Below are 23,239 nucleotides of genomic sequence, written 5' to 3'. Positions count from 1 at the left end.
CTGTTAACACATTTCGGAGTAATTACATATAATCTCTCTTTTTTATTTATGAAAGAATCAATTTTTGATATGGAATTCCTTCCCTGTCCAGAATCTCCATCTCCCGTTTATGGCAGGTACTGATAATGATCTGTTTATTTTCTTTATGCATCCATCTGAGAACTGCCGCGAGCCGTTCTTCATCATACATGCCAAATACATCATCCAGTATCACCGGAAAACTCTCTTCCTGGCACAGAAGCTCACCTGCCGCCATACGAAGTGCAAAGTAGATCTGTTCCATTGTCCCTCTGCTGAGACGTTCCAGCGCTACTGTTCTGTCACCGGTATTCACTGTCATACGGAATCCTGCATCCATGAGGACTTCCTGATACTTTCCGCCGGTAATTTCACTTAATATCTGAGAAGTACGGATCCGAAGTTTTCTGCCTACCTGATGATGGATATTTCCTGAAAGCTTCTCAATCGTTTCCATAGCCATATTTAAAGCCTGCACTTCCATCTCCTCTGACGTCGGCAGATAGGAATTCTCTTCATATTCCTGATATTCTTCCTGAAGATTACGGAGTGCCGTCTCTTTCTCGTCATAATCCTGTTTAAGGCTTTCTTTGCTCCATTTCAGTTTCTCCTGTCTGGACATCCAGCGACTCTTCATACGCATTCTCTTCTGAAATTCTCTTGCGTATTTCATCTGTTGTTTTCCACAGAATCCCACCAGCATCGCAGCTATAACGGCAACAACAATGCTCACCACAACGCTGTCCGCCATAATCGCAGATAAAATCAGCGCTATGATTCCGACTGCCGCTGACACCAACATTCCCATAGCAAATCCATTTCTTTTCTTTCTTGTCTCCGCAAGTCTCTCGTCCAGAAGAACCGCACCATTTTCATCACCGGGGCGCATCCCAAGAGAACCTTCCTTCTCATCAATATCTGCAAGTTTTTCTTTCAGATCATTCATTTCATTTATCACATAATCCATCTTTGCCTGAAGCTTCTGCTGTTCTGTTTCTGTTTCCTTCTGCTTCCGGTCTGCCTGTACCTGGTAGCCTTTTCTTGACATTTTCAGCATCTGCATGGCACGTCCAAGATCTATGGAGCTGTCTCCCGCTCCCTGATAACTTGCCATATAATTCTGAAGTTCACGTACCAGGTCCTGACCTGTTACGCTCTTAAGCTGCGCAACAGAAACTGTATTATCGTAAATAGCCTCACTGATATTTCCAAAGATTTTCTCCAGTCCCACCTCATCAATATCTGCCAGTTCTTTCGTATCTTCATTCAGCAACTCTGCCAGAACATGATCTTTCTGAAAATTTCTGGACAGACGGTAGTCATGGTCTTTACTGTTAAACCATATAATACCGCCATACACTCCCGGATTTTCCCATGGTTCATATGTATTGTAGGTATCGTTTCTCGCAGCCTTTCCACGCATTCTGGTCAGTCCAAAGAGCATACTCTTTATAAAAGTATGAATCGTGGTTTTGCCACTCTCATTCTCTCCATAGAGAACATTAATACCCGGGGAAAATTCCAGAGTCTTATCATGGACTTTCCCAAAGTTTTTAATATTTAACTTTCTGATAATCATAGCTTACCTGTCACCTGCTTGTCTCCAGCAGAGCCTGAAGGCCATAATACAAAGCCTTCTCCTCCACTATATTTCTGTCTTTCTCAAGGAAATAGCTGATATAGTCGCCGATCAATGTTCCACTATATTTCTTCTGAAGTGTTTCCAGATCATATGCCGGCCTGGACTCGTCCAATACTTCTGTCACATATCCGAATGATTTCAGTCTCTCTGGAAGCAGCAAAAGCTCCGGTGCCCTGGTTCCTCTGATCACGATCCTGTAAATATTCATACGCCCTTTGCTTGCCAGATCTGCTTTCAGCATGTCCTCAAGTGATGCCTGTGTAGAATCCTCACGCAGCATCAGAAGAATCTGTTCATAAGAACGACAGGCAAAAGGAACAAAGGTTGTCTTAAGTCTTCCATTTTCCAGATGCCCTTCTATGTATCCATGCTCACCAAGGTCATTTCTGTCAATAGGCTCTAACGCGCCCGCATAAGCCGCATTATCCCTGATCAGAATCTGTGGTTTATGAATGTGTCCAAGCGCAACATAGTCAAATCCTGAAGAAACGATCGATCTGATATTCATGGGAATATGGTTTGCATCACCGCCATGCGCGAGGAGAATATGAAGTCCTTCTCCCTCCACCGGACGCACCGCATCATACAGCGGTTTATCAATCTCCTGATGCTCATAGCTCAATCCATATACATAAACGTCCAGTTTCTCATCCTTGACACATGTAAGCTGTTCATTCTTAAAAAATGTCACATTCTTTTCCCACTGAAAGTCCCGGTAAAAAGAATCTGCCTTGATGTAGTCATGGTTTCCTGCCATCAGATAGATTCTTGTATCCGGTATGGTGGAAAACAGGTAGTTTACTTCTTTTAGCTCCCGTAAAAGAGGCTGGCGGTGGAATAAATCTCCTGCTATAAATAACAAATCCACCGGATTCTCACGGATACCCGCAATAACCCGGCGGAAAGTTTCCCAGATTTCTTCCTCCCGCCTGCTGCTCCATGGGCAGCCCCTGTCCGGGACCGCTCCAAGGTGTACATCTGCAAGATGAATAAATCTCATGCCAATCTCTCTTTCTTATTATAAGTCACAATTCTTAACAGTTCTTGGGAATGGAATTACGTCACGGATGTTGCCCATGCCGGTAAGGTACATTACGCAACGTTCAAATCCAAGGCCAAATCCTGAATGGCGTGTGGAACCATATTTACGAAGATCAAGATAGAAATCATAATCTTCTTTCTTAAGTCCCAGCTCATCCATACGTTTCTCAAGTTTCTCAATATCATCTTCTCTCTGGCTTCCACCGATAATCTCACCAATTCCCGGTACCAGACAGTCCATAGCCGCAACAGTCTTGTTATCCTCATTCATCTTCATGTAGAACGCCTTGATCTCCTTCGGATAATCTGTTACAAATACTGGTTTCTTAAAGATCTCCTCTGTCAGATAACGCTCATGCTCTGTCTGCAGATCGCATCCCCAGAATACTTTATAATCAAATTTATCGTTGTTCTTCTCCAGAAGTTCTACTGCTTCTGTATAAGTAACATGACCAAACTCAGAGTTGATTACATGGTTCAGTCTGTCCAGAAGTCCTTTATCAATGAAAGAGTTGAAGAAATTCATCTCTTCCGGTGCGTTCTCAAGCACATAACGAATTACATACTTCAGCATTGCCTCTGCCAGATCCATGTTGTCATTTAAATCTGCAAAAGCACACTCAGGCTCGATCATCCAGAATTCTGCTGCATGACGGGTAGTGTTGGAGTTCTCAGCACGGAAAGTCGGTCCAAATGTATAAACATTGCGGAACGCCTGTGCAAAAGTCTCGCAGTTTAACTGGCCACTTACTGTCAGGTTAGTTTCTTTTCCAAAGAAGTCCTGAGAGTAATCAATATCACCCTTGTCATCTGTCGGAATATTGTTCATATCCAGAGTAGTTACCTGGAACATCTCACCTGCACCCTCACAGTCACTTCCTGTGATCAGTGGAGTATGAACATAAACAAATCCCTGTTCCTGGAAAAAACGGTGGATTGCATAAGCACACAGGGAACGTACACGGAATACTGCCTGGAATGTGTTTGTTCTCGGACGAAGATGTGTGATCGTTCTTAAGTATTCAAGGCTGTGACGTTTCTTCTGAAGCGGATAATCCGGTGCAGAAGTACCCTCTACTGTAACTTCTGTTGCCTGGATCTCAAATGGCTGTTTTGCCTGTGGCGTAGCTACCAGTGTACCTTTGACGATAATAGCAGCACCTACGTTTAATTTGCTGATCTCAGCAAAGTTCTCCATTGTATCATGATAAACTACCTGCAGAGTCTCAAAGAAGGTTCCGTCATGAAGCACGATAAATCCAAAAGTCTTGGAATCACGTACGCTTCGTACCCATCCTCCTACTGTTACCTCTTTGTCCAGATATTTTTCTCTCTCTTTGTAAATCTCTTTTACTGTTGTTAACTTCATATCTATGTTTCCTCTTTCTCCTCATCGTTCTGGATGTTACACATAAAAAGACGAAACGCTGTTCTCGTCTGACAGCCGTCTCGTCTTTTAGTATAGACTATTCCCTGATTTCACGCAAGGAGTAATCTGGTATTTACTGTGTTTTTTATTCGTTACCGGGTACGAAACGAATAGTAACTTTTATCCTATCTTGGTACCCTCAGCGAATCTATACACTTGGCATAAATTCGCTTGTATGTTTTTGCCGTATAATGCAGACCATCATCGATAGTTCCTGCTCCATAGTGATCACTGGCAAAGCTGTAGCCTGTGGATTTCAGGTAGGAGTACATATCGATATAAGTATATGCAGAAGAAAGATTTGCCTTCATATAATCGTTAAAGGATCTGACTGCCGCTTCGCTTCGGTCTGCTCGTCCTGTATTTGAAAGCATCGTACGGTTCAACGGATTTACTGACATGAAATACAGTTCGCATCCTTTACTTTTAAGCTGCGCTGCAATCCAGTTATAATATTCTACATAATCTGCATAATCTGACAGATCATTTACTCCAAAGTTAAAAATTACCGCTGTTTTCTTAGAAAGAATACTGTTGGTGTCCTTCTGCACCATAGCATAAAGCTGTGACCATCCTGTAGTAGTAAGCCAGTCTAATTTCTTTCCCGCAGAGCAGACAAACTTCACATTTTTAATTGCTGATTCTCCCATTCCCTTCAGAACATTCTCCATAAATTCTGTACGGGAATCGCCCACAAAGATTACCTGTTTGTATTTATAGATATCTACCTGCGGGAGTTCAGCTTCTGTAAGATCTTTTTCTGTTGATCTGTTAAATACTACTGCATACAGGTTCATATTACCGTTTACTGTAATCTTCTCTTCTGCCTCGTATTCCGGATTCACAGACTGCATTGGTTTTGATGACCATCCCATGAAAGTATAGCCTTCTGCATCTCTTACTCCTGGCAGAGAATAGGTAGATCCTTTCGCCAGAGTCGTCTTCTGCCATACGCTTCCGTCATATCTTCGAAGTGTCAATAATACTGCCTTCTTTTGTACAGCATAAAAGTTTACATTTTTGTTTACCGTATAGGTTGTCTTTGTTGTTGCTTTTGTAGCATTCTTGCTGGTTGACCAGCCCAGATTGACATAACCGGTTCTCGCCGGGACTTTTGCAAATGTAATAACTGTTCCTTCTTCTACTGTCTGGCTGAGTTTCTTATAAGCCGAATTACTGCTTCCATTTCCCAGATAATAGTTGACTGTGTAATACTTACTCTTTCTGCGCACCGCGTAAAACTGCACACTTTTTGTAATTTTTACAGTGTCCCCTTCGTTATATTCCACTGTGGTGTCACCTTTTACAGTTGTCCATCCCAGATTTGTATAGCCTTTTGCCTTCGGAACTGCCGGTAATGTGACGGTCTGATTCCCGGACGCATACATCATAAGTGCTGTATATGTTTTACTGGTACTTGTTCCACTGTTGTTGTTAAAGCTGACTTTATATGGCAGTTTCTTATATACTGCATAGAGATTCAGCGTTGATGATACTTTTACTTCCTGTGAAACCTTATAGGTAACCTTGGTTGCATTTTTACTCTTAGACCAACCCAGTGCCTGGTATCCTGTTTTGGCAGGTACTTCCGGCATTTTCACAGTAAGCCCCTTTCCTATCTTCTGGTTAAGACTGGTAAAGTTACTGTTACTTGCCCCGGTATTTGTCATGAAATTCACTTGCAGCGCTGTACGGCGTACGATATAGAAGTTTGTATCCTCAAGTACCGTATACTCTGAATTCAGGTCATATTTCACTTCACTGCTGCCTTTTGTGTCGGTCCAGCCATAATTGATATATTTGCTATATGGCATATCCGGAAGTATAGCCGTATTTGTTTCGTATACTTGAAGAATACCATTTGGAAATACACCTGTTCCTGAATTATTATAAAGAGAAATCGTGCATTTCTTTGGCATATAGAAATTTAAAATTCCATTCTGAATGAATATATTCCAGCTCTCGCCTTTCTTCAGAGTGAGAAGATCACCGCCTTTAAGTGTAATCGCATCATTAAGCTTCTCATCTTTCTCAAGTTTCCACAGATCCGGTGCCTGTGAATCCGGCACATTTGGCAGAATCAGAGACTCATTCCACTTCAGCACTGTTCTGAGCTGTTCACACTCATTTCCCTCTCCGTCTATAAAACGAAGCATCACTTCTTTCTCCGGATTAATAGTTGGTGTTGGAGCCGGAGTCGGCGTAACTGATAAAGCCGGTGTAACTGACGGGATTGGCGTTTCACTCGGCAACGGTGTTACTGTTGGAGTATCATCTGCTGAAGGTGTCACTGTCGGGGTAACCGTTCCTTCCGATATTGGAGATGTTGTATCCTGTGTTCCTGTTTCCGGTGATGAAGCCACTGTTGCTGTTCCATCATCGGTTCCTGTGACAGAATCCTCTTCTCCTGAACTGAAAATATCCTCTAAATTTTCCGGAGCACCAAACTCTGCTGCCTGCGCTGGAATTGCAGTCGTTATCATTACCGCTGCAAGAATCACACTAGCCAGGCGCCTTCCTCTTCTGTGTCTTCTTCTATACATAATTACCTCCATTTTACAAAAACGTCCCGCCATTAAATGTGCGGGACGTTCTTTATTCATTCCCAAACATTCAAAAACAAAATATCTCTTTTCGCCCAAATTTCTTCAGCTGCTCCCATCACATAACCTTAAATAAATTACGGATCACTATACAAATAATAACAAATTTATGTCCTGATTATGTAATCTTTTGGTTACTGTGCATACAGTAACATTTTTCGTTTTCTTATGTTGGTAAAACTGTAACTGTTCGGTGTCCGGTATTGTTTAACCTGTAAACTGCTGAATAGTTACATAAGATTATAATGTATCAATAAATCTCATAAATGCAGCTCTGCCATCTGCAGTGCATTTATATACGCCGGCATCTTCCAGTACATGAACAAATACATTGCCGACTTCTTTTCTGAGAACATCCTGAATGTTGTCTTTATCAAGGTTGTCATATTTTGGAAGAAATTCTGCAACCCATGCTGCGTGTTTCTCAATCTTCTCATTTGAAGAGATATCTTTTCCTTCCAGAATATATTCTGCCAGAAGCTCCAGTTCTTCTTTCAGTCTTGCCGGAAGAACAGCAAGTCCCATTACTTCGATCAGACCAATATTTTCCTTCTTAATATGATGATACTCTGCATGCGGATGATATACACCGAGAGGATGTTCCTCTGTAGTGATATTATTTCTCAGAGTAAGATCCAGCTCAAACATGTCTCCTGAGCGGCGGGCGATCGGTGTGATCGTATTATGTGGTTCTCCGTCAGTTTCAGCAAAGATGAATGCACTCTCATCTGTATAGTCTCTCCATACTTCCAGAACATGTGTTGCAAGCTCTACCAGTCTCTTCTCATCTTTGTGACGGATTCTTAAGACGGATAATGGCCATTTAACAATTCCTGCTTCTACATCTTCGTATCCTGGGATCGTCACATGCTTCTCGATCGGCGCTTTAGCCATTGCAAATGTGTAATGTCCACCCTGGAAATGATCGTGACTTAAAATGGAACCGCCAACGATCGGCAGGTCTGCATTAGAACCAAGGAAGTAATGTGGGAAAAGTTTAACAAAATCAAAAAGCTTGATAAATGTATTCTTCTCGATCTTCATTGGAATATGCTGGCTGTTGAAAACAATACAATGTTCATTGTAATATACATATGGAGAATACTGGAATCCCCATGGGCTGTCATTTACAGTAATCGGGATAATTCTGTGGTTCTCTCTGGCAGGATGATTTACTCTTCCTGCATATCCTTCATTCTCCGGGCAAAGCAGGCATTTCGGGTAGCTGCTGGATTTTACAAGCTTGGCTGCTGCGATCGCCTTTGGATCCTTCTCCGGTTTGGAAAGATTAATGGTAATGTCAATCTTACCATAATCACTGTCTACTGTCCATTTCTGGTCTTTCTCTACACGATAACGGCGAATGTAATTACTGTCCTGGCTGAGTTTATAGAAGTAATCGGTTGCCTCCTGCGGATCTTTCTCATATCTGCTCCAGAATTCCTTCTGTACCTGTGCCGGACGAGGCATCAGACAATTCATAAGCTTTGTATCAAAAAGATCTCTGTAAACGATGCTGTCTTCAATAAGGTTTCTCTTTACCGCTTCATCCAGAAGTGCATTTAATACTACTTCCAGATTGATGTCTGTGTATTCCTCTTCAGGCTCTACATATTCATCTTCTTTAAAAACATCCAGCAGAAGATTTGTTGTGTAATTCTTCTCACAGGCCGGTGTCAGTCCTGTTTCTACTCCGTATTGTACTAATTTCTTAATGTTTGCATATAGCATTGGTACATTTCCTCCGTTTCGTTGTTACTGTCCGCTTGGTTTGCAGTAACGTAATAACATTTTCTTTCTGCCACTGTTATTCCTTTTTAGGATACTCAAATAATGGATAAATGTAAAGAAGCATTTTCACAATTTTTTAAAATAATAATGGGCAGGTTGCTGTTAAATTCTCTAACAGCAATCTGCCCATGTTCTTAATTATACTCTTTTCGCTATCTTATATCCGGAAAGAATCCTGCTAGCAGAATTCTCCGCCCGCAGGAATCGCTTTAGCGACATAATTTCTCTCTGCCGCAGTGCAATCCTGCCAGAAGGCTGTTCAGTCTAATAACTAACTGACTCCACATATGTGATAAACACATTCCCGGCTTTCTGGAATAAGTCTGTGCTATCATTCATTCCATATGGATATGTCTCCTTTTTAACCGGATCATACAAATACGTATTATATTCATCATATCCTACAATCACCACACTGGTATCAGAACCTGTTTTAGCGATCACCGGGCGCTGGGCACTTACTTCATACAAAACACTGTCCAGACTGCAGCCAGTAAGGTCGATGACCGTTCCGGTATTTTTAACGCTCTTTTTCAACGTTTTTATATCCATAGTTCCTGCAAGAATAGCTTCCGGAAGTTCCGCAGTATCCATCTGTGTTTTTGTCTTCTTATTTCCGCGTTCCCATATATACTGCTGGGCACGGTTAAGAACAACACCGCCCAAAGCATCTGCCTGTAATATGGCTTTTGCAGGATCTGTATAGATACTGTCCAGCCCACCCTGTCCATAGACATAATATGTGGACTCCTGCGGAATCTGCGTATCCAGTACAATGTCTTTTTGATTTGTACTGCTTACTTTTGCATACATAGTAAGCGGAGAATCTGTCTGAGCAGTTCCGTTCAATGCCAGTTTTACACGGATGCCGGTTCTTGATGCTGAAACCAGCTCAATTTTCACTGTGTTTTCCGTTGCTTTCTTATTATTCATAATGTTGTCCTTTTTCTGGGCAACATAGGAGGTATCTCCCGATTTTGCGGAAAGTTCGAACTCGATCAGTGTACTTCCAACAGAAATATCCGTAATGTATAATCCGTCTTTCTGATATTCCTTCTTCACATTGCCATCGAAATCTTCTATACGTAAAATGCTGATTCCTTCTGATTTATGCCCGTCTTCATCTGTCAAAATATCAGACTTGTTCAGGATTCCATAGATCAGGTCTTCATTCATAAAACCAACTGCCCGAAGTCTCTTGCCTTTTTCATGCTCGATCAGTCTCGTTTCACCGGTATCAAAATTAATTTCTTTGATATTTCCCTTCTCATCACCTTCTGAAACCAGCCAGGCCGCATGGTCATTATTATTAGAAGAAACAAAATTCGCATTCTTTATCCCCTCTTCAAGAACTTCGCTGGAATTATCCTCTATATTGATTTTATAGAGACTTTTTGCCAGAAGGAGAAACAACTCATTCTCTTCATTTACATAAGATAATTTCTCAAGATCCTTTTTCAGGAATTCAAATGATTCTGAAACAGGGATAAAGGCTCTTTCCTCTGCAACATTTTTGTCCGGATTATAATGGTAAACGCCAATTCCTTCGTATCCTTCATGACTTCCTCTGTTCATATATCCATAAAGTACGAAGTCAATATCTCCGGCATCTGTCACCCTGACAATTTTAATATCATGTTGGATTCTGGAATCACGAAAATCTCCGTCTTCAGTTTTTCTGAAACTGAAAACCTGATTTACTTTTCCATTTCCAGGTGAATAAGACCAAAGATCCCCCTCCTGGACAAATGCCAGCACCGTAGCACTGTCATTCATCATATATTCCACATTTTTGTCTCGGACTCCCAGGATGATTCCATCATCTGAATAGACAGGAAGTGTCCCGTCAAATACCTGATTTGCACTGCGTTGAAAATCCAGCAGATAAATTCTGGTATCCAGATATCTCATTCTATAGAACTCTTTTACGTCATATAGTTCTGTATCCCCATCAGAATTCTGCGATGTAATCTGATATTCCACTGAAATACTGGCAGTCGTCTCATTGATATCTTTAATGACAGGAATTCCTTCCTGATACAACTGAGGAGCTAACGTTCCCCAGCTGACTTCGCTGAGAGAGGAATTGATATTAATTCCGGAATAGTTGGTCGATGCTCCTGTTGACGCCGGTTCCAGGTAACTGCCCAGAGCATCTGCTGACTCCTTGTCCAGACTCGCTTCATAAAAATATTTGACAAAAGCTGCATATTCTGATGCATGCACCTGTGATCTTGAGACAACGCGTGTGTAATAATATGCAGTACTTTCATTCAACTCCAGAGCAATCTGCATGGAATATTCCTGATTCATTCTCAGATCACTGTTGATTTCCACATCTACTGATAAATAGGAATCCTCTTTCTGGAGATTCTTGATTTTCTTATTTTCAAGAACTTTACTTCCGTCGGATGTGCGGATCTCATAGGAAAAGCTGTTCACCTCAGAATTATACGGATTTACCTTAAAAGTCAGTTTTTTTGATGTATCCAGCGGAGTCACGCTGTCTCTGGTAAAATCCGTCTGCATTGGCTGTGCATAGCCATACATACGGTTCATCAGCGTGCCGTCCATGTCTATCATAACTTCAGGAAATGTAGCATCATTAAAATCTGATCTGTTGTCTGTGGATTCGCTGTTAAGAAGCAATGCAGTTCCAATTACCCCCAACAAAAATACAAAAAGGAGAATACCTGTTTTTTTCAGTATTCTTATCATCGCACACTTCCTTCCTGTGTTTTTTCATTCAGAAGCAGGTCAAGTGTAGGATGAATATTTAAAGTAGCAAACATCTCCTGTGTTTTGCCTGCGTCTGATCTTTTTCCGGTTTTAACTGCCCTGATCAGAAGATTCTTCGGAGTATGTTCCATATCAATAAACTCCAGAATCTGTGTTTCGTAACCTTTGCTCTCTAACAGGTTGGCACGTACTGCATCCGTGATCAGCGCAGACATTCTTTCTTTCAGAATTCCGTAGCGCAGAACCGGTTCCAGCATTTCATTTCTGATCTGCTTATTGACCTCATGCTGACAGCATGGCACAGATAAAATTACTTCTGCTCCCCATTCTACTGCTTTCGCAAGCGCATAATCAGTCGCGGTATCACAGGCATGAAGTGTTACTACCATATCTACCGAGGATACTCCTTCGTAGTCTGCAATATCGCCATGGTAGAAATGTAACTTTTCATATCCATATCTGATTGCCAGAGAGTTACATTTCTCAATTACATCTGTTTTCAGATCAAGACCTATGATATTTACATCATATCCCTTCAGTTCCCTCAGATAATAATACATTGCAAAAGTAAGATAACTTTTACCGCATCCGAAATCCAGTATCGTTACTTCTCTTTCTCTGGAAAGTCTCGGAAGAATATCTTCTATAAATTCCAGGAAACGGTTAATCTGTCTGAATTTATCATATCTGGCATGAACGATCTTTCCCTGTCCGTTCATAACTCCCAGATCGATCAGGAATGGAACCGGAACACCTTCTTTAAGAATGTATTGTTTTACCCGGTTATGTGCCTGAATCTTGACTTTTTCTTTTGGCGCATGGTGCTTCTGTTTGATGGTCATTTTTCCTTTTTTACTCACAAGGACTACGCCATCCGTCACTGCTCCCTGCGCCTGAAACTGTCCGAAATTCTCTGCAAGCTCTGATTCCAGATATTCTATCAGCTGCATACGCTCATAGTTTTTGTGGAGGACTTTTGTCCCTTCTGTAGCAGATGCCTGATAACAAATCTGCCCTTTTAATTGGATTGGGCGTATTTTTACCTTTGATATGCCATTTTTGTTTCTGCTGGCACTTAAAGTTGCCTGTATCAGATTTTCATTAATCTGTTCTTCTAAATATTCTCTTAAATTTTTCATTATTCTTTCTATCTGTCAAATTTCAATTCTTGTTAAGCGGATAAAGATAGTGGTGTATGAACAGTAACAATCTATCCACTCCATAATCAGTAATTTAAAAATATATCCTGCATCGGTGTCTGCGGCATCTTCTTCTGGATATTTCCTGATATAGCATTACCTGTACCAGTTCATCCAGAAAACTTTCCCTTATTGCCTGACTGTTCATCTCTGGCTGAAGATCTTCTTTAATCTTACAGCTTAAGTGATAAAGCATATATTTATCCGGATACTCATCATAAAGACGGCTTCCTTCATAGTCGAGAAGATCACATTCCTCTTCTATCTTCTCCTGAATACGCTGTACAGTCTGAGGATAATAAGATTTCATCAGATTGAATTCCTGCTCCTGCATCCGCTCTCCGTCATACAACAGGGGATTCGAATATGCCGCATAAAACGGAAAATATTGTTCGAAATACATATGGATATCCTGCATCCTTATCAGTTATCTATTTCAGTATATGCAAAATGCAGGAAACTGTTATCTAACTTTATAATTCCTGAATCATTCTTACAGTTAATTTTACGCTGTGCTCGATTGCCGCCATTTCAAATTCAGCATAATCCATATTTGCGCTTCCGTCTGCTTTATCGGAGATTGCTCTTACTACAAGGAATGGAATATGATTTAAATAAGCAGCCTGTCCGATGGCAGCGCCTTCCATCTCTACGGCAAATCCGCCAAATTCTGAGATAATAGCATCTTTCACACCTTTATCTGAAATGAACTGGTCTCCGGAGCAGATTCTGCCTTCAAATACACTGATCTCAGGATTTACTTCCTGACATACCTTTGCTGCTAATTTGCGAAGGTTTTCATCTGCCGGGAAAGAGAACTCATCCATCTGTGGAATCTGCCCTTTCTTATATCCAAATCCGGTTGCATCCATATCATGGTGCAGTACATCTGTGGAAAGAACAATGTCTCCGATGTTTACATCATTATTCAGGCTTCCTGCGATTCCTGTGTTAATCACTGCTTCCACGCCAAATACATCTGCGAGGATCTGTGTGCACATTCCTGCATTTACCTTGCCGATTCCGGAACGTACAACTACAACCTTTTTACCTTCCAGAGTTCCTTCATAAAAATCCATACAAGCCTTGGATGTGATCGTAACATCCTGCATTTTTTCCTTAATTTTTGCAACTTCCTGTTCCATTGCTCCGATAATTCCGATACATTTCATTATTAAAACACCTCTTCTTTGTATATTTGTAATTTCCTGGCAACTATTCAGCGGTCTACTGTGAAGATACTGAACAGTTGCATTTCTTGTTTTTTATGCATTCATTGTTTATTATAGCAAAACTTTAATTTATATGGAAACTTTTTTTATATTCTGCTATAATATCTTGCGTAACGAAAAGTTACTGTTCACTTCGAGCCCAGTAACACACTGCGCGATGGCCTGGACTTATGCAAGTTGATTCTTGAAACAAGAAATCCAGACGCAAGATTATTTGAGAAATCTGCTTGTTAATCACATGAACAGTAGACACAGAACTTATTATGTACTCTCGGAATCTTTTTGTACTTGATTTTATGAGAGGATTTTTTGTCAGATGTGCCCGGATTTTTGAGGCGTACGCGGTGCGTACGTTGATAAAATCCGGGTGCATCTGGCGAAAAATCAGCCATAAAAGCAAGTGCAATAAAGACTCTGAGGGTACATTATTTAACACAGGAGGAATTATATCATGACATATAAGACAAAAGGTGTTTGTGCCAGCCATATTGAATTTGAAGTAGATGACAATAAGAAAGTTCACAATGTACGCTTCATCGGCGGATGCAGCGGAAACACTCAGGGTGTAGCCAGCCTTGTAGAAGGTATGGATGCAAATGAAGTGATCAGCAGACTGAAGGGTATTAAATGTGGTTTTAAAAACACCTCATGTCCAGATCAGCTTTCTATTGCCTTAGAGGAAGTTCTGAATAAATAATTTCCTGGTTTTTTAACAATTCAGCTGCTTTCACCAAACTACTACGACATTAGTTTCCGGAAACACTATAAGCAGCAGCAAAAAACACAAAAAAGACAGATATCCCGCAAAAGCTGTATTCACAACAACTTCTGCGGGATATTTTTATTTCATAACATTACCACAATATTACTACATATCCGGTCTGTCCCATTTATCACACAGGGACTGCACATCTCTTGAGAAGCGTTCCAGATCTTTATTCGGTGTTCCCTCATTCTTCTTGATCACTGCCAGTAATCTGTAACCAAGTGCCAGAAGTTTCTCGAATGCTCTCGCTGCTCTTGTTGCTTTCGGCGATGCAGATGCCTTCTGAACCTTGACGCCTTTAGCTTCATAGATGCATACATTATTTGCAAGATCATACACCGTTCCACTAAACGGAGCCATTGTATCGTAACCCAAATCATCCTGCAGGCGTTTTGCAAAAATCTCTGTTACCGCATCCTCTCCATGAGTAACAAAAACTTTCTGCGGTTTTTCTTCGAATGCTCTCGCCCAGTTTATCAAACCGTTTACGTCTGCATGACCGCTGATTCCCGGCATCTGGCAGATATGTGCAGCTACATGAATCGGTTCTCCGAAAAGTTTCACATCTGTTGCTCCTTCAATAAGAGCCCTTCCTAGTGTACCTACTGCCTGATATCCTACAAAAAGAATCGTATTCTTCTCATCCCACAGATTATGCTTCAGATGATGCTTGATACGACCCGCATCACACATACCGCTGGCAGAAATAATTACTTTTGGTTCTTCATCATAGTTGATTGCCTTTGAGTCATCACTTGTAACAGAAATCTTCAGACCTGGAAAACTGATTGGATTGATTCCCTTTTTGATCAGTTCCATTGCCTCTTCATCAAAGCAGTCATACTGATGTTCTGAAAAAATGGTAGTCGCTTCATTCGCAAGAGGGCTATCCACATATACCTTAAAATAATCATGTCCATGTACCAGATCATCTGCCTTGATCTGTCTGATAAAATATAGCATTTCCTGCGTACGGCCAACTGCAAAAGAAGGAATTACAAGATTACCTCCTCTGTCAAATGTTTCCTGAATGATCTTTGCCAGAAGCTGCACATAATCCGGTTTTTCTCCATGACTGCGGTCCCCGTAAGTGGATTCCATGATCACATAATCCGCATGGTGCAGATATTCCGGATCCTTTATCAATGGCTGACAGGTGTTTCCGATATCTCCGGAAAATACGATCTTTTTCTCCGCCTCTTCTTCTCTGATCGTCACTTCAATACTGGCAGATCCAAGCAAATGTCCTGCATCAATAAAACGTACCGAAATTCCTTCTGCCGGAGTGATCACCTTATTATACGGGCATCCTACAAAATTTCTGATCACACCCATTGCGTCTTCCATTGTGTATGCCGGCACAAATTCCGGTTTGCCCTCTCGTCTGCCCTTGCGGTTTCTCCACTCAGCTTCAAACATCTGAATATGAGCACTGTCTCTAAGCATAATATCACACAGATGACTGGTGGCATTCGTTGCGTATACTGGCCCTCGGAATCCTTTTGCATAAATAGCAGGAAGATTTCCGGAATGATCCATATGCGCATGGGTAAGAAGAACAAACTCAATTTCTCCCACAGCAACTGGTATCTCTGCATTCTCATAATAGTCCGGTCCCTGTTCCATACCGCAGTCTACAAGAAATTTATGGCCTGCTGCTTCCAGATAATAGCATGAGCCCGTAACCTCATGAGTTGCCCCGATAAATGTAATCTTCATATAAAAACCCCCTTTCGGACTTTTATGTGTAATTTCATAGTTCATATTATACACTACAATAGAATTGATTAACAGTATTTTTCTGAAAATAAAAAATGGAAACAGTTTTTATTTGACTGTTTCCACCTTTCTTTGCGTCTGCCACGTACGATTAAAATTTTGCTGATATTTTAATAATCCCATGTCAGCTTCCGCAAGTATATAACGTTTCGTTCCGAGACACGGTTAAAAACCGCTTTCGTAAACTCCCATTACATATACTATACGAATCAAAATGGAAAATATCACACAAAAAATAAATTTTTTATTTTTTTTCAGGAATTGATGTATTGTATGCCTGAACGCTCACATCTGAAAATAGAAAATCAGCGGTCACACTCATTCCGATCAGCGCAGTCAGCATTGCTACGGCCACTACGGCTGCTACAGGTTTTAAAATCCGGTGAGTTTTATTCCATTCATAGTCAAGCCTGATTAGATTTTCTTTTACTGTTTTTGCTTCTTTTACCGATTCTGTTTCCTCTGCTTCTATCTCCCGGGCTTTGCTTTCCCCTGCTTCTCTTACTCCATCTATTTCTTTATCTGTTTCCGCACAAATTCTACCGGCTTTGCTTACATTGTGATCATTATTTTCAGACAACGACTCTCTGTATTCACCCTTTTCTTTAAGGCGTGCTATCAGTCGGTCATATCCCTGCTGTATTTCCTCTTCAGATTCTTCCGGAAATTCTTCCCAAGAGGATTTTCCTGCAGCTTTGAGAATTGCAGATTCCAGTATTTTTGTCTCCGCATAATATTGTTCTTCCAGCAATCTGTCTATTTCTTCGTTCTTTGTCTGTCTGTTTATTTTATTCTCCATAATCTTCAACTTTCCTTGACAATTTCTCCCCTTGGGTTCATATTAAATAATAAATGCCGTAACTGTTAAAGTTTAGTAACATAAATAAAGCAAATTACCGGGCATATCATGAACAGTAACATACTTCTAAACAGTTACTTTATTTTCAGAATGAAACAGGAGGAATCCCTATGAAACATATTGTACTTACCGGCGGCGGTACAGCCGGACATGTTACCCCAAATATCGCATTAATCCCACGTCTGAAAGAACTGGGATATGAAATTTCCTATATCGGCTCTTATGACGGAATTGAAAAAAAGCTCATCGAAGAAATGAACATCCCTTATTATGGCATCTCTTCCGGTAAACTGAGACGTTACTTTGACCTCAAAAACTTTACAGACCCATTCCGCGTATTAAAAGGATTTGGCGAAGCAAAAAAACTGTTAAAACAGTTAAAACCTGATGTAGTCTTTTCCAAAGGCGGTTTCGTAACTGTTCCGGTCGTAATTGCTGCCGGCCAGCGTAAAATCCCAACAATTATCCACGAATCAGATATGACTCCGGGTCTTGCAAATAAAATCTGTATCCCATCTGCTACAAAGGTATGCTGTAACTTCCCTGAAACAGTGAAAAATCTTCCGGCAGATAAAGCGGTCCTTACCGGAACTCCGATTCGTCAGGAATTATTAAGCGGAAACAAGGAAGCAGCCCGCAAATTCTGTGGTCTCACAGATGATAAACCTGTTCTCATGGTTATTGGCGGCAGTCTTGGTGCTGCATCTGTTAATGAAAATGTCCGCAAGATTCTTCCGGAACTTCTGAAAGAATTTCAGGTTATCCATCTGTGTGGTAAGGGAAAAATGGATGAAAGTCTCAAAGATACCGCAGGATATGTCCAGTACGAATATATCAAACAGGAACTTGCTGATCTGTTTGCCCTGGCAGATATCGTCATCTCACGTGCAGGTGCCAACGCTATCTGCGAGCTGAACGCTTTAAAGAAACCAAATCTCCTGATTCCTCTTTCCGCAAATGCCAGCCGCGGCGACCAGATTCTCAACGCCCGTTCCTTCGAACGTCAGGGATTCAGCATGGTACTTGAGGAAGAAGAAATCACAGAAAGCACACTCCTTAACTCCATTCGTGAGCTGTATCAGAACAGACAGTCTTACATCGATGCCATGTCCGAAAGTAGCCATATGAACTCTATCGAAAAAATCACAGGTCTGATTGAAGACTGCGTAAACAAATAATATAAATATGTACTGATCCAGTGTACCGGCAAGTTGATTTTCTGAACCATCTTGTGTCTGGATCAATATAGATCCTGTGCATCGCAAAGAGCATCATATTCTCTGGCAAGCCAGCGTCTCGTTCTCATAACTTTATTATTCACATTATTTTCTGTGATGTGATAATGTTCCGCAACGAGGCGCGATGGTATGCCATATACTGTTACACCGACATAGATTTCATAATCCATTCTGTTTTTCTCTCTTAATTTCTGAAATATCGTCTGCAGATATCCTGTTGCTTCCAAAGCCGCAATCATTTCATCCACTTCATCGCCACTATTTACCGTCTGATCAGCGGTCATTATAATATCATCAGAACCGACTTCATGTTGTCTGAATGCCCTTTTACAATGATCCTGCGCTTTATGATAACTGATTCTGGAAATAAAATTAGCCAGTTTCTCTTCATCATAAAAATCCACTTTTTCTCCCAGCTTGTACAGAATCTCAAATGTTTCCTGGCATACATCCTCCGCTTCATCTTTATCCTTTAAAACGGTATTGGCAACATTAACTGCACGTGAACGATATTTCCTGTAAATGCTTATAAAATCTATATTTTCCATCTTATGTACTGTGTAATGTCAAAATATCAGGACAGCTGCGCCTTTACTTTTGACAGGATCTCCTCTTTATCCTCATCAGTCAGTTCACCCGGATTCCATGTAATTCCAACATTGTCTCCTTTATATCTCGGAATCAGATGCATGTGGAAATGAAATACTGTCTGACCTGCACATTCTCCGTTATTCTGTACAATATTAAATCCATCACATTTCAGTGCTTCTGTCATTGCTGTTGCCATTTTCTTTGCAAGAATCATTACCTTTGCAGCCATTTCATCTGGTAATTCATAGATATTGGCAGCATGAAATTTAGGCAGAATCAGGGCATGTCCCTTACTTGCCGGGCCCAGATCAAGGATCACACGAAAATTCTCATCTTCATAAAGTGTTGCAGCGGGAATCTCTCCATTAGCTATTTTACAAAAAATACAATTATCCATTTTTAATCCTTCTTTCTTAATAATTGAGCCTCTGTAATCTGACAGAAGCTGAGTTAATGTGTTATTACTATTCACCGAGAATATCAGTGAATAATATCTGAATGTCGTTTTTTCGCGAATTTTTCAGGACGAAATCAGTTGCAGTCAAAAATCCGCAATGATACACTTTTCCTGAGGTGATAATATGCAGATGGAAACAACAAACCAATTAAAAAAAGATTTTAAACTTACTCTTTCCCGGCTGTCACATGAGATTCGTAATCCGATTACCCTGATCAACAGTGAGCTACAGTTAATGGCAGCCTCCCATCCTGAGCTGTGCAGCTACAGACAATGGGACAGTCTTATGGACAATCTTGATTATGTCAAAGAATTATTAAATGAACTCTCTGATTTCAGCCATGCCCAGACAGTTAACCTGGTTTCTGTCGATCCCGCCGAGTTTCTGAACACCATTTTGTCCTGTCAGAAAAATACCCTGGATTACCTTGGTATCTCTCTGGAAACACATATAGAAAATATCTCTTCAACCATTTTACTTGACCGTGTAAAAATGCGTCAGGTTATATTTAATCTGATAAGAAATTCCTGTGAATCCATTAATCATCCCAAAGGAAAGATTACGGTAAACCTTTATAAAACAGATAGCGGCATCTGTATATCTATAAAGGATAACGGCTGTGGAATGACTCAGACACAAATGCAGAATATCTTTTGTCCATTTGTTACATATAAGCCCGAGGGAACCGGACTTGGCCTTGCTGTAACAGCAGAAATCATAAATGCCCATAACGGGCAGATTGATGTTTTAAGCGCTCCTGGAAAAGGCTCTGTCTTCTATATCTATCTGCCTTATACTCCGGAAGTATCCCGATGATATGATCGCAGCGGATGATAAAGTAATACAGCCATGATGAATCCGCAGATGAGACCACCCACATGCGCTGCATTATCTACTCCTTCGCTTGTGAATCCAAAATAAAGTGAAAATGCGACCATAATCACCACCTGTCTGGCAGAAAGATCTTCAATATGTCCTCTGCCTCTGATCACTGCATAAATCATGGCTCCCATCACTGCAAACACAGCGCCGGAAGCCCCGGCAGATACTGCAAAATCCCCGCTGTCTAATTCAAGAAAAATACACAGCAGATTTCCGCCCATTCCGCCAAGGAGATAGATCAGAAGATATTTCAGTTTTCCAACTGTACGTTCCAGTCTTCCGCCAAGTACAAAAAGTACCAGCATATTATTTCCCAGATGCTGTGGTCCAAAATGCAGAAACATACTTGTAAAAATTCTGTAGTATTCTCCCTGTATTATAGCTGGCGTATAACCTGCTCCACATTGAAGCATATGCATTGTGTCCTCTGATCCACCTGTTAATTCCACTGCCAGAAAAACAAGAATATTGATCAGAATAAGGAACACTGTGACTGGCTGTTTTTTTAATTCTTCCAAAATTTACCTCTTTCTATAGCAATTCCAGTATTTTATGAAATTGCTATAATCAGGAATCATATATCGACAAGCTTATTGTATCAGACATATTGTGTTTTTTCAAAACATTTATGGCAGAAAAATGTATCTCGCCTGGGCAAAATCTACTTCATCTTCTGGTTCAAGCCGATATTCTTCATCTGGCAAAAGCAGTCGTCCGTTTACGGCTGTTCCATTTCTTGAATTCATATCTGTAAGATAGTATGCATCCTCCTTTTTTCTTATTTTTGCATGGATACGGCTTACTGTCGGCAGACTGATCACTGCGTCACAGGCAGTTTCCAGCTTTCCGATTACCGTCAGATCTTCATTTATATAAATAGTTGCCAGTTCTCCCGGTTCTTTGCTTACCAGACTGGCCGGTCCGGATACTGCTCCTGCTGACAATACTACTGTCTCTCCATAATCTGCATGCAACTGCGATGATTTCACGACTGGTTTATTGGTTGATTTCACAACTGACTTGATGGTGTTCTGGCTCTGATCAGTCTGGTCTGTTGGTACTTTTCCGGTTATCCCTTTGGGTTTGTCTCGTTCTTCTTCCCTTCCTTGCCGTAATTCTCCAGGTTTTTTCTTTATTTTCGAAACATATACAAACAGCATCACACAAGCCACAAGAACAATAATAATCCCAAGTATTGTTCCTGTTTCCAGGTAAGGCAGATATCCCATCAAAGTTATTGCTGCTATTCCACATAGCAGTATTGCTGCCAGTACAATAACACCTGTCTTTTGGGGCAGACTAAGTCTTTTTGATTTTTCCCCGTCCCTTACAAATTCCTGATTTATTTCTTCGTTTTCCCAGAAGCCCTCTTCCTCCGGGTTAAAATCTTCTGATTCCTGTCTCTGCTCTGATTCTGTTTTCATTTGTTCTGCTTTGGTTGTTGTCGTACCCTGCTGCCCCTGGGTTTTGTATAGTTCTTCCTTGATATGTTCCAGATGGAAACTGTCTTCCATCGCTCTTTTGTACACGCCATACCCAAGGATTACCGCATCCTGATCCTGATGGTCAATCTTCGGAAGAATATATTCTGTCAAAAACTGAAACTGTTCTTTAATGTCTTTCTCATATCCTGGCATCATGCAGAAATAAATTTCCTGCTTTTCAATATCTGTATAAATATATTCCGGTGATATGATAAATTGTCCTGGATTCATCAGATATTCCGCCGCATCCTCCATTGCTTTGACAAAGCCTCCAAAGATGAGGCGAAGATCTTCTACTCCCATCTTCTTCTCTTCATATAAAACACTCAATGCCTGTTTTGAGGTAATATCGAAATAGACCAGAAAACGTCCATCCATCCCCTGTATTCTGCATTTTAGAAGAGATGGAATCACATTTCCCACCAACATTCTTACCTGATAAGAATCAGTATTTATTTCATCTTCCCCATATAAGATCAGGTAATTATGGTTCATATCTCTTTTATATTCCGCCCGCATACTAATCCCCCATCCCCTTTAGAATGGCAGCTGCCGCCCTGAGTTTACGAATATGTTTTACAGGATTTATGACAGAAGAAGTTCCTTCTGTTCTTAAATGCCACTTCATATTTCCATAGGAAGAAATCGTATCGAGATCATATGTCACCTGCACTTCTTTTCCAACATTTGTCTGTGTACTTAAATTCTCTGCTCCGAAAAATCCTATACTCCCCAGTTCTTCGCTTCGCATTCTTGCAGTGTCATATATCTGTCCATTCTTTTTAATACCTTCCATACTTCCACTGGTTGCTGACTCATATGCCGCAGCTGTAAGCCAGGCTCTGTTATGTACAAAAAAGCTCAGATAGATAAGCCCCATAAGCGTCAGCAGGATCAACGGCATTACACATGCCGTCTCCACAGTCAGGCTTCCTTTCCGGACACAATTATAGTTCTCTGTTCTGGCTGTTTTATCATCCCGGTGAAATACTCCCGATCTGTTATCTATATTTAAATTACCCTTCATATCAGAATTCCTCCCAAATATCCTGCCAGTAAAAACGGAACAAATGGTATTTCCGTATTTCCTTTTCTATGAAAAAATATCATCGTAATTCCCGCCCATACAGCACTGCATATCAGGGATAAGAAAAGCATCATAAAAAATTCTTCAGCACTCATCACTGTACCTAATGCCATAATAAGCCATCCATCTCCCATTCCGACAGCTCCCTCTGTAATAATACTTATTCCCACAAAAATCAGTCCTGTTCCTGCACATACCAGAAAATCCAATGCGGCACTTCTGCTGCATATTGTCCATAAGATTCCACTCCCTGCAAATACCGCAATAAGCAGTAATGAAACCTGTTTTTTCCGAATATCTATCCAGGAATTCACTCCCAGAAACGCGATCACACATGCTTCCCTTACATTATTTATTTCCATATTTTTCACCTGTCTGCTTTTTATTTATTATGTGTAACT

General features: G+C 40.8%; 20 protein-coding genes. 3 read left to right on the top strand and 17 right to left on the bottom strand.

The window, feature by feature from the left end; all coding sequences use genetic code 11:
- Positions 1-46 precede the first annotated feature (46 nt).
- From WKT11_RS13310 to WKT11_RS13270, 9 genes are all read right to left on the bottom strand, one after another.
- Entirely contained in the window at positions 47-1,597 is a 1,551-nt protein-coding gene (locus tag WKT11_RS13310; protein ID WP_340284906.1) for an ATP-binding protein, read from the bottom strand.
- Positions 1,598-1,607: 10 nt separating this feature from the next.
- Positions 1,608-2,660 (bottom strand): metallophosphoesterase family protein, encoded by a 1,053-nt coding sequence (locus WKT11_RS13305; RefSeq protein WP_118609574.1) that lies wholly within the window; start codon positions 2,658-2,660, stop codon positions 1,608-1,610.
- 18 nt (positions 2,661-2,678) lie between these two features.
- Positions 2,679-4,070 (bottom strand): asparagine--tRNA ligase, encoded by a 1,392-nt coding sequence (gene asnS / locus WKT11_RS13300; protein ID WP_340284903.1) that lies wholly within the window; start codon positions 4,068-4,070, stop codon positions 2,679-2,681.
- 185 nt (positions 4,071-4,255) lie between these two features.
- On the bottom strand, positions 4,256-6,673 hold the full coding sequence (locus tag WKT11_RS13295) for an InlB B-repeat-containing protein (protein WP_340284901.1): 2,418 nt from the start codon (positions 6,671-6,673) through the stop codon (positions 4,256-4,258).
- A gap of 300 nt (positions 6,674-6,973) precedes the next feature.
- On the bottom strand, positions 6,974-8,464 hold the full coding sequence (gene galT / locus WKT11_RS13290) for a UDP-glucose--hexose-1-phosphate uridylyltransferase (RefSeq protein WP_117676651.1): 1,491 nt from the start codon (positions 8,462-8,464) through the stop codon (positions 6,974-6,976).
- A gap of 324 nt (positions 8,465-8,788) precedes the next feature.
- Positions 8,789-11,242 carry a hypothetical protein gene (locus tag WKT11_RS13285; RefSeq protein WP_340284898.1) on the bottom strand — a complete coding sequence of 818 codons (2,454 nt, stop codon included), beginning with the start codon at positions 11,240-11,242 and terminating at the stop codon, positions 8,789-8,791.
- Entirely contained in the window at positions 11,239-12,402 is a 1,164-nt protein-coding gene (locus tag WKT11_RS13280) for a class I SAM-dependent methyltransferase (protein ID WP_117845154.1), read from the bottom strand. The genes WKT11_RS13285 and WKT11_RS13280 overlap by 4 nt, the downstream gene beginning before the upstream one ends.
- A gap of 94 nt (positions 12,403-12,496) precedes the next feature.
- Entirely contained in the window at positions 12,497-12,880 is a 384-nt protein-coding gene (locus WKT11_RS13275) for a hypothetical protein (RefSeq protein WP_340284896.1), read from the bottom strand.
- 55 nt (positions 12,881-12,935) lie between these two features.
- Positions 12,936-13,634, bottom strand: a complete 699-nt coding sequence (locus WKT11_RS13270; protein WP_117676655.1) for a 5'-methylthioadenosine/adenosylhomocysteine nucleosidase — start codon at positions 13,632-13,634, stop codon at positions 12,936-12,938.
- Positions 13,635-14,145: 511 nt separating this feature from the next.
- Between WKT11_RS13270 and WKT11_RS13265 the strand changes: the two genes are divergently transcribed.
- The gene (locus tag WKT11_RS13265; RefSeq protein ID WP_117676657.1) at positions 14,146-14,391 is read left to right on the top strand and encodes a TIGR03905 family TSCPD domain-containing protein; all 246 of its coding nucleotides are present in this window, start codon (positions 14,146-14,148) and stop codon (positions 14,389-14,391) included.
- 171 nt (positions 14,392-14,562) lie between these two features.
- On the opposite strand, the gene WKT11_RS13260 is transcribed toward WKT11_RS13265, so the two are convergent.
- Together WKT11_RS13260 and WKT11_RS13255 are read right to left on the bottom strand one after the other, a co-directional pair.
- Positions 14,563-16,179, bottom strand: coding sequence for an MBL fold metallo-hydrolase RNA specificity domain-containing protein (locus WKT11_RS13260; RefSeq protein ID WP_340284893.1), 1,617 nt, complete (start codon positions 16,177-16,179; stop codon positions 14,563-14,565).
- Positions 16,180-16,483: 304 nt separating this feature from the next.
- Positions 16,484-17,038, bottom strand: a complete 555-nt coding sequence (locus tag WKT11_RS13255) for a hypothetical protein (RefSeq protein WP_340284891.1) — start codon at positions 17,036-17,038, stop codon at positions 16,484-16,486.
- Between the two features lie 170 nt (positions 17,039-17,208).
- Between WKT11_RS13255 and WKT11_RS13250 the strand changes: the two genes are divergently transcribed.
- The gene (locus WKT11_RS13250) at positions 17,209-18,276 is read left to right on the top strand and encodes an undecaprenyldiphospho-muramoylpentapeptide beta-N-acetylglucosaminyltransferase (protein ID WP_117676660.1); all 1,068 of its coding nucleotides are present in this window, start codon (positions 17,209-17,211) and stop codon (positions 18,274-18,276) included.
- 62 nt (positions 18,277-18,338) lie between these two features.
- Here WKT11_RS13250 and WKT11_RS13245 read toward each other — a convergent pair whose 3' ends face one another.
- Both WKT11_RS13245 and WKT11_RS13240 read right to left on the bottom strand, forming a co-directional pair.
- On the bottom strand, positions 18,339-18,884 hold the full coding sequence (locus tag WKT11_RS13245; RefSeq protein ID WP_117676661.1) for an RNA polymerase sigma factor: 546 nt from the start codon (positions 18,882-18,884) through the stop codon (positions 18,339-18,341).
- A 26-nt stretch (positions 18,885-18,910) separates the two neighbouring features.
- Positions 18,911-19,324 (bottom strand): HIT family protein, encoded by a 414-nt coding sequence (locus tag WKT11_RS13240; RefSeq protein ID WP_117676662.1) that lies wholly within the window; start codon positions 19,322-19,324, stop codon positions 18,911-18,913.
- 190 nt (positions 19,325-19,514) lie between these two features.
- Here WKT11_RS13240 and WKT11_RS13235 point away from each other — a divergent pair, with 190 nt between their 5' ends.
- Positions 19,515-20,201: a sensor histidine kinase gene (locus WKT11_RS13235; protein WP_243009263.1), complete on the top strand. Its 687-nt coding sequence runs from the start codon at positions 19,515-19,517 to the stop codon at positions 20,199-20,201.
- Here the strand turns inward: WKT11_RS13235 and WKT11_RS13230 are convergent.
- The 4 genes from WKT11_RS13230 to WKT11_RS13215 form a co-directional block, all read right to left on the bottom strand.
- Positions 20,177-20,785, bottom strand: coding sequence for a rhomboid family intramembrane serine protease (locus WKT11_RS13230; RefSeq protein WP_117676664.1), 609 nt, complete (start codon positions 20,783-20,785; stop codon positions 20,177-20,179). The two genes, WKT11_RS13235 and WKT11_RS13230, sit on opposite strands and share 25 nt — an antisense overlap.
- Before the next feature lie 108 nt (positions 20,786-20,893).
- On the bottom strand, positions 20,894-22,246 hold the full coding sequence (locus tag WKT11_RS13225) for a DUF6382 domain-containing protein (RefSeq protein ID WP_340284887.1): 1,353 nt from the start codon (positions 22,244-22,246) through the stop codon (positions 20,894-20,896).
- Between the two features lie 25 nt (positions 22,247-22,271).
- Positions 22,272-22,778, bottom strand: a complete 507-nt coding sequence (locus WKT11_RS13220) for a TadE family protein (RefSeq protein WP_118410762.1) — start codon at positions 22,776-22,778, stop codon at positions 22,272-22,274.
- Complete coding sequence (locus tag WKT11_RS13215; protein ID WP_117676667.1) at positions 22,775-23,200, bottom strand: prepilin peptidase; 426 nt, start codon at positions 23,198-23,200, stop codon at positions 22,775-22,777. The genes WKT11_RS13220 and WKT11_RS13215 overlap by 4 nt, the downstream gene beginning before the upstream one ends.
- Between the last annotated feature and the right edge of the window lie 39 nt (positions 23,201-23,239).

Origin of the sequence: Blautia sp. HCN-1074, from assembly GCF_037890165.1 — a bacterium.
Classification (GTDB): domain Bacteria; phylum Bacillota; class Clostridia; order Lachnospirales; family Lachnospiraceae; genus Blautia_A.
Note: the sequence above shows the minus strand (reverse complement) of the source record. Positions and strands in the feature narration are given on the sequence as shown.